Annotated in this window: 6 protein-coding genes and 1 pseudogene; all 7 read right to left on the bottom strand. The window is 66.4% G+C overall.

The features are described from left to right. A pseudogene (locus KBY85_RS15795) lies at nt 1–380 on the bottom strand (ABC transporter permease); the annotation flags it as partial. Beyond that, the gene (locus KBY85_RS15790; RefSeq protein WP_396121905.1) at nt 377–1,816 is read right to left on the bottom strand and encodes an ABC transporter substrate-binding protein; all 1,440 of its coding nucleotides are present in this window, start codon (nt 1,814–1,816) and stop codon (nt 377–379) included. The gene KBY85_RS15790 and the pseudogene KBY85_RS15795, both read right to left, overlap by 4 nt. A 208-nt stretch (nt 1,817–2,024) precedes the next feature. Next, nucleotides 2,025–2,249, bottom strand: coding sequence for a hypothetical protein (locus KBY85_RS15785; protein ID WP_254932263.1), 225 nt, complete (start codon nt 2,247–2,249; stop codon nt 2,025–2,027). A 260-nt stretch (nt 2,250–2,509) separates the two neighbouring features. Then, complete coding sequence (locus KBY85_RS15780; RefSeq protein WP_254962411.1) at nt 2,510–3,841, bottom strand: homoserine dehydrogenase; 1,332 nt, start codon at nt 3,839–3,841, stop codon at nt 2,510–2,512. A 48-nt stretch (nt 3,842–3,889) separates the two neighbouring features. Further along, on the bottom strand, nt 3,890–4,321 hold the full coding sequence (locus KBY85_RS15775) for a SufE family protein (protein WP_254962410.1): 432 nt from the start codon (nt 4,319–4,321) through the stop codon (nt 3,890–3,892). Continuing rightward, entirely contained in the window at nt 4,321–4,770 is a 450-nt protein-coding gene (locus tag KBY85_RS15770) for a hypothetical protein (RefSeq protein ID WP_254962409.1), read from the bottom strand. The genes KBY85_RS15775 and KBY85_RS15770 overlap by 1 nt, the downstream gene beginning before the upstream one ends. A gap of 7 nt (nt 4,771–4,777) precedes the next feature. Continuing rightward, nucleotides 4,778–4,954, bottom strand: coding sequence for a hypothetical protein (locus KBY85_RS15765; protein ID WP_254962408.1), 177 nt, complete (start codon nt 4,952–4,954; stop codon nt 4,778–4,780). Nucleotides 4,955–5,187 lie beyond the last annotated feature (233 nt).

Raw genomic sequence — 5,187 nt, 5'->3', positions numbered from 1 at the left:
ATGCCGGAAAAGCCCACCGCTAAACCCACAACGGCAGCCAGCAGCAGGGCCACCACCCCCAGCTCCAGGGAGGCCGGCAGGCTTTGGCGAATCACTTCCGTCACCGGTTCCTGGTTGGTGAGCGAGGCGCCCAGGTCGCCATGCAGCAACTTGCCCAGGAAGCTGCCGTACTGGTGCAGCAATGGTTGATCCAGGCCCAGCTGGGTCCGCAGTGCTGCCCGGGCGCTTTCGGGAGCGCGGGTGCCGAGCAGGGCGTCGATCGGATCCCCAGGCGCCAGCCGCAGCAGCAGAAAAACCAGGCTGGCGATCAGCCACAACATCAATGGCGCCAGCGCCAGTCGGGCGGCCAGGTAGCGCGATAGGGCCCGACGGCGGCTCATGGTTTGGTGCTCCCTTGGGGGGTCTGCTTACGGGTCAATTCCCGTAGCAATAGGCGGCCGGAGCCATCGAAACGGGGCTGGCTGATGCTGGGCTGGGCCCAGGCCCGCGGTGCCACCAGCCACACCGGTAGGTAGGGGTTGGCGGCTGCCGTTTGGCGCTGGATGCGGCGCAAGAGGGCGGCGCGGGCGGGGCCGGCTACGGAAGCACTGTGCTCCAGGTCTTGTTGCAAGCCGGGTTTGGCCCAGAAACTGCCACTGGCGGCGCTGGCCCCCTTGAGACAGCGCTCCCCTTTGGCTTCCTCACAGCCCAGCAAGGGCACCAGGTAGTTGTCGGCATCGGGAAAGTCGCCCATCCACTCCAGCAGGATTAGGGGGAAGGCCCCTTCCCCCAGCTGGCGGTAGGCGGTGGTGGCCTCCATGCCGGTCACCTCGAGCTCAACGCAATCGCCCAGATCTTGCTGCAGCTGGGCCTGCCAGGTGAGGGCAAACATCCTGTCGGCGGGGATGTTGGAGCGGAAGGTGAGCGGCAGGGCCAGGCGCTTGCCCTGGCAGTAACCGGCCTGGCGGTAGAGCTGGCGGGCCTTGGCTGGGTTGTAGCTGGGCCAGGCCTGGGGGTCGGAGCCCTTGAGGCTGGGGGGTACCAGCTCGCGCAGGGGCGGCCGCAGGCCCAGGGTTACCCGGCGGCTGATGGTGTTGCGATCGAGGCTGTAGGCCACCGCTTGGCGTAGCCGGGGATCGTTGAGGGGCGGCTGGTCGGTGAGCAGGGTGAGGTAGCCGATCTCCAGTGCCGGACCGCTGCCCTCCCGCAAGCTTCCAGCCGCAGCCTGGCGTCTCAAGGCGGCCTGCTGGTCGATTTCGAGGCTGGTCGAGAGCAGCACATCCACCTCGCCGCTCTGCAGGGCGCCGTAGAGGGCGGTGGAATTACTGAGCGACACCAGGTCGATACCGCCATTGGCGGGTTTGGCCCCCCAATAACCCGCAAACGGCTCTAAGCGTTGCTGCTGGCCTGTGAAGAAGCTGAGCCGGTAGGGCCCGGTGCCCACGAAGCGGTCATTGAGGAAGCGATTGCGGTGGTTTTTGTAGGCGCTGGGGGAGAGGGGCGTCAGGTTGACGGCGCTGAGCAGCTCGGCCAGGGGGCTGAAGGGGCGCTTGAGCGTCAGCTCGATTGTGTAGGGCCCCACGGCCCGCGCTGCACCTACCCGATCGCCCAGCAGGTAGCTGAGCTTGCCGATAGCCAGGAAGCGCTCCAGGCTGAACACCATGGCCGCGGCATTGAACGGCGTGCCGTCGTGGAAGCGCACGTCCTGGCGCAGCTGCACCTGGGCCTTGAGCCCGTCGGCGCTCAGCTTGGGCAGCGCCACTGCCAGGCGCGGCTCCAGCTGGCCAGCGGTATTGATCGCATAGAGCGGATCGCCGATCGCGCTCAGCAGCTGCATGGCGCCGAAGGTGTAGGCGCCGCCTGGATCAACCGTGTCGATGCGGTTTTTGCTGGCAACTACCAGCCGGTTGGCCGACGCCTCGTGCTCGGGCCGGCAGCCGGAAAGAGCCAGACCAGCTGCCAGGGCGCTGGTCAGCAGGGCTGCCGCCAGGGTTTGGTTCAGCCGCGGAGCGCGGGGCAAGGGGCGGCAGTCAAATCAACGCCATTCAAGACCGATGAGGCCAGGCAGGGCGCACCTGTTGCAGGGAAATTTCAAACACTTCCGATCCCTGCCGCGCCAGGGGCCAGCGGCGCAGCCAGCAGCGGTCGTGGTGGTCGTCGACGCCGATCACTTGGTATAGCTGCTCATCGCTTTCAAGCTGCACGCAGGCACCTTGGTGCAGGTTGACTGTGCTCGAGGCCTGGGCACTGGAGCAGGTGGGGCCGGTCATGGGGTTAGGGGCTAACTGATTGGTGCTTGCTGGGCCGATGTTGCGGGGGACAGGGGCTGAACACTGTTCGTCTCGCTACAAACATCGGCCTGGGTGTGGGGATCTCGACAGGGCTTGCCGCAGCACTGGCCCCTTCAGATCAGACCCCGCTGGGGTCTTAATAATTAATTTCGATTTACGCCCCCACTGTGGCCTGCCGCTGGCCCCAGTGGCCAGTTGATGGCGATTTGGAGACCTGATGGAGTCAATCAGGCCCGCTGCTACAGGGTGCGCAGGCAGGCGGCCACGGCCTGAACATCTGTCAGGGCCTCGATTGCGGCTAGGGCCTGGCGGAAGTTGGCTTCGCAAACCTCGTGGGTGATCACCACGATTTCGGCGCCGCCGGCGCTCTGGGTTTCGAACTGCACTATCGATTGAATCGACACCCCCGCATCGCCAAAGCAGGTGCCGATCGCACCGATCACGCCGGCCCGGTCGCTGGTGCGCAGCCGCAAGTAGTTGCGGTGGCTGGTTACGGCGCTCTCTACCAGGCGGCAGTCGCGCCAGCTGCCAGCTGCCAGCAGGGGATCGAGGGGCGCCTGAGTTCCCCTATCGCCAGTGGCCTGGCGGATGCCGGCGATGTTGAGAATGTCGGCCACCACCGCCGATGCGGTGGGTCCTGCTCCAGCCCCAGGCCCGTAGAACATCACCTGGCCCACGGGGTCTCCCTCCACCAGGATCGCGTTGTTGACCCCGTTCACCCCGGCCAGCGGATGGGCCTTGGGTAGCAGGGTGGGATGGACGCGCACATCGAGGAGCTGCACGGCTTGCTCGCCCGGCATGGCTTGCTCGTTAGGCATCGCCTGGGCCACGGCCAAAAGTTTCACCACATAGCCAAGCTGCTCGGCGTAGGCGATGTCGCGGGCATCGAGCTGGTCGATCCCCTCCGTTGGGATGGCCTCGCGGGGCACCGGACCGCCGTAGGCCAGGCCCGCCAAAATTGCGATCTTGTCGGCTGCATCTCCCCCCTGCACATCAGAGGCGGGGTCGGCTTCGGCGTAGCCCAGCCGCTGGGCGTCAGCCAGCACGTCTGGGTAGGCGGCTCCCTCTGCCGCCATGCGGCTGAGGATGTAGTTGGTGGTGCCGTTGATGATGCCGCTCACCCGCTGGATCCGGTTGGCTCCCAGGGACTGCTTCAGGGGCTCGATGATCGGGATGCCTCCACCTACTGCGGCTTCGATCAGCACGTACACCCCGCTGCGGGCGGCGGCGGCGGCGATCTCCTCGCCATAACGCGCAATTACGGCCTTGTTGGCGGTTACTACCGGTTTGCCGGCCGCAATCGCCCGCAGGATCAGGGAGCGGGCCGGCTCCAGCCCACCCATCACCTCCACCACGATGTCGACCGCCGGGTCGTCGACCACGGCTTCTGGGTCGGTGCTGAGCAGTTCGGCTGCCAATTCCACCGTGCGAGGCCGCTTCAGGTCGCGCACGGCCACCCGCCGCAATTCGAGTTCGCCCACCAGCGGGTGGCGGCCGGCCGGGGTCGCCAGGATGGCTGCCACACCAGCCCCCACCGTGCCGAGCCCGAGCAAGCCGATGCCGATGGTCATTCGTTGGGGGGTATCAATTTGTCGATCCTAGAAATCAACTGGCTTGGCCTAGGGGGTGGCCGCCAAGGACTGGGCCTGGGCCTGCATCAGCCGCAGGATGTTGAGAAAGCCGTTGGCCCTTGAGGGAGTCAGGCTGGCCTGCAGGCCGGTGGCGGCGATGAAGGCCGGATCGATGGCGGTGGCCTGCTGCGGCGTCAGCCCTTCGAGCCCTTCAATCAGCAGGGCCAGCAGTCCCTTGGTGATGGCGGCGTCGGAGTCACCGCGCCAGTGCAGGGCGCCATCTGCTAGTTCGCCCACCACAAACACCTGCGAAACGCAGCCCTTCACCTTGAAGGCGTCATTGCGAAACTCCTCTGGCAGGGGCTCGAGCTTTTTGGCCAGCCAGAGCACGTATTCGTAGCGGCGGCGTGGATCGCTGGTGCTGGCCAGCCGCTCGACCATGCGGTCGAGGGCCGGGCTGCCGGTGGGGTCGATGCTCATCAGCGCCGGCCGCCGCGGCGCCAGCTCAGGACGCCAGCTACGGCGCTGAGGCCAAGCAAGGCCAGGATCGGGCTGGACGCGAGTTGCAGCTTTTCTAGGGAGCGCCTGGAACCTGAGGAAAGGGCCGGTGCCGCCCCCGGCAGCTCGAGATAGTCGCGGTGGCCTGGGCCGCGGTCTACCTGCAGTTCCCAGGCGGCGGTTGCGTTGCTGGGCAGGCGGAAGCGGAGTTGGCCGCTGGCATCGGTGCGGCCTACTTCGATCGGTTCACCATTGGGGGGAACCAGGCGCACCACCGCATCATCGGCGGGTTCACCATTGCCGAAGCGGCTGTCGAGCACTAGTTGGTCTGTGAGGCTGCTCAGGCGCTCCAGGCTGCTTTCAATCGCGTGGCTATGGGCCGGGGCGGCGCTGGCAAGCAGCAGCAGGGCCGGAATCACACGCAGATTCATGGCTGAATCAAGAAGCTTGCCAACGACTATCGCTGCTTTTGCCGGCCTGCACCATCCGCACCATCGAACTCACCATCATCGAGAGGGCGTCGTGGCTCTGGCCGCGCTCCTGAAGTTCGGCAGCAAGGACCCGTTCCGGGACCGAGGCGTAGCTGCAGGGAGCAGTAAAAGCGTTGAGATCCAAGGCGTGGCCTGTTCTATGAAGTGATCCTGGCAAACAGCTGCTCGTACTGCGTTCCTTGTAAAGGCATTGTCAAGAAGCGTGCCGTCAAGAAGCGTGCCCCAGGCCCTCTTCATCGATCCAGCCCTGCAGGGGCACATCCCAGGGGTCGCGCGGCAGCCGCTCAACCCGGCAGCCCCGGGGCAGCACCGCTAGGGCCGGCACTTGGGCCCAGGTGGGGTCGGCCCGCAGCCGGT

The sequence above is a fragment of the Cyanobium sp. BA5m-10 genome (genome assembly GCF_024346255.1).
Lineage (GTDB): Bacteria > Cyanobacteriota > Cyanobacteriia > PCC-6307 > Cyanobiaceae > Cyanobium_A > Cyanobium_A usitatum.
The sequence above is the reverse complement of the archived record's forward strand: the minus strand, read 5'-3'. Positions and strand labels throughout refer to the sequence as shown.

Excerpts from the sequence above, each read along its gene's own strand:
- KBY85_RS15770 (WP_254962409.1), bottom strand. The coding sequence starts at position 4,770 with ATGAATCTGCGTGTGATTCCGGCCCTGCTGCTGCTTGCCAGCGCCGCC.
- KBY85_RS15775 (WP_254962410.1), bottom strand. The coding sequence starts at position 4,321 with ATGAGCATCGACCCCACCGGCAGCCCGGCCCTCGACCGCATGGTCGAG.
- KBY85_RS15790 (WP_396121905.1), bottom strand. The coding sequence starts at position 1,816 with ATGCAGCTGCTGAGCGCGATCGGCGATCCGCTCTATGCGATCAATACC.
- KBY85_RS15780 (WP_254962411.1), bottom strand. The coding sequence starts at position 3,841 with ATGACCATCGGCATCGGCTTGCTCGGGCTCGGCACGGTGGGGGCTGGT.
- KBY85_RS15785 (WP_254932263.1), bottom strand. The coding sequence starts at position 2,249 with ATGACCGGCCCCACCTGCTCCAGTGCCCAGGCCTCGAGCACAGTCAAC.